Consider the following 1,335-nt stretch of genomic DNA (forward strand, 5'->3'; position numbering starts at 1 on the left):
CCACCGCAGCCCCCGCCCCCGCCGCACCCGCGCAGGCCCGCTCCCTCAACAGCGCCCCCACCCCCGGGAGCGCCGAGTGAGCCTCGTCGCCGACCACTCCCGTCTCCGCGAGCGCACCGACGTCCTCGCCACCCGGCTCGCCGCGCTCGACGCCGCCCGCCGCGAGGCGTTCGGCGGTACGGACGTCGTCCCGGACCGGCACGGCGAGATCGGCGTGCCCCGCCCCGCGCACCCCGGCGACCTGCTCGCCGTCGCTCCCGGCACGCTGCTCCTCGGGCAGGTGCCGGGCCCCGGGACCGTACGCGGGGAGCCCGAGGTCGGCGACGTCCTGCGCCTGTACGACGGAAAGCTGCGCCCGCTCGCCGAGGACGCGGTGCCCGGACTGCTCGACGACCCGGCGTTCCGGCGCGAGTTCGCCGCGCTGCACCGCTACTTCCGGCGCGCCGCGCTCGTCCGCCTGCGCCGCGTCCCCGGCAGGCTCCTCGCCGTGTTCCGCACGGGCGAGCGCGAGGACGACCTCAAGGTCCTCCGCTGGGAGGACACGGGCGACGGCACGTACCGCTTCCTCGACGCCGCGGGCGAGCGCGAGCACGCGGCGGCCGGGCGGTACGACATCTCCTGGCACGAGGCGGACCGCGCGGACCACGTGCCGGGGCGCCACCCGCACGTCCGTCTCGCGGGCGGCGCGCTCTACGTCTCGACCGTGGGCGGGCGCCTCGGCATCAAGACGGAGAACGACACCGAGACCAAGGACGTCCTCCACGAGGAGCCCGTCGACGAGCCGTTCCAGTCCCTGGGCGACGCCGAGTTCGCGCACGCGGAGGCCGGGGCGCTCGTCCTGCTCCGCGTGCGCCCGTACAAGGAGGAGCCCCGCTACTTCGTCTTCCACCCGTTCACCCGCCGCGTGACCAGGCTCGACGCGCTGGGCCGCTCGTTCCGCCGGCTCCCCGGCGGCGAGGGGCTCGTCTACCCCGGCGGGTACGTGCTCGCGACGGGCGAGGTGCGCCGCTTCGACCTCACCGGGCCCGAGGAGGACGGGCCGCGCTTCGAGCAGGAGGTCGCCTCCCCGGACGGCGAGCAGGTCCTGTACGTCTTCCGGGCGACGGAGGGCGGCCCCGCCCTCCTCCTGCCGTACCACAGAGTCCGCAAGGAGGTCGCGACCCCGCTCACGACCCACGGCCACGCCCTCCTCGACGACGGCACGCTGTACGCCCTCGAAGCGCCCGGCACCGAGGCGACGACCGCGCACGCGGTCCGCGCCTGGCGCACCCCGTTCGCGGCCCGCCCGCGCGAGGCACGCACGGCCGGACCCCTGGCCCGCATCGGCGCGGCGGC

1 protein-coding gene is annotated in these 1,335 nt (G+C 77.1%); it reads left to right on the top strand.

The window, feature by feature from the left end:
* Positions 1-76: 76 nt before the first annotated feature.
* Positions 77-1,335, top strand: a 1,259-nt coding sequence (locus tag G3I42_RS14665) for a DNA repair ATPase (RefSeq protein ID WP_343244543.1), incomplete at its 3' end; no start/stop codon positions are given.

The organism is Streptomyces sp. SID11385 (genome assembly GCF_010548245.1).
In the GTDB taxonomy this organism is placed as follows: domain Bacteria; phylum Actinomycetota; class Actinomycetes; order Streptomycetales; family Streptomycetaceae; genus Streptomyces.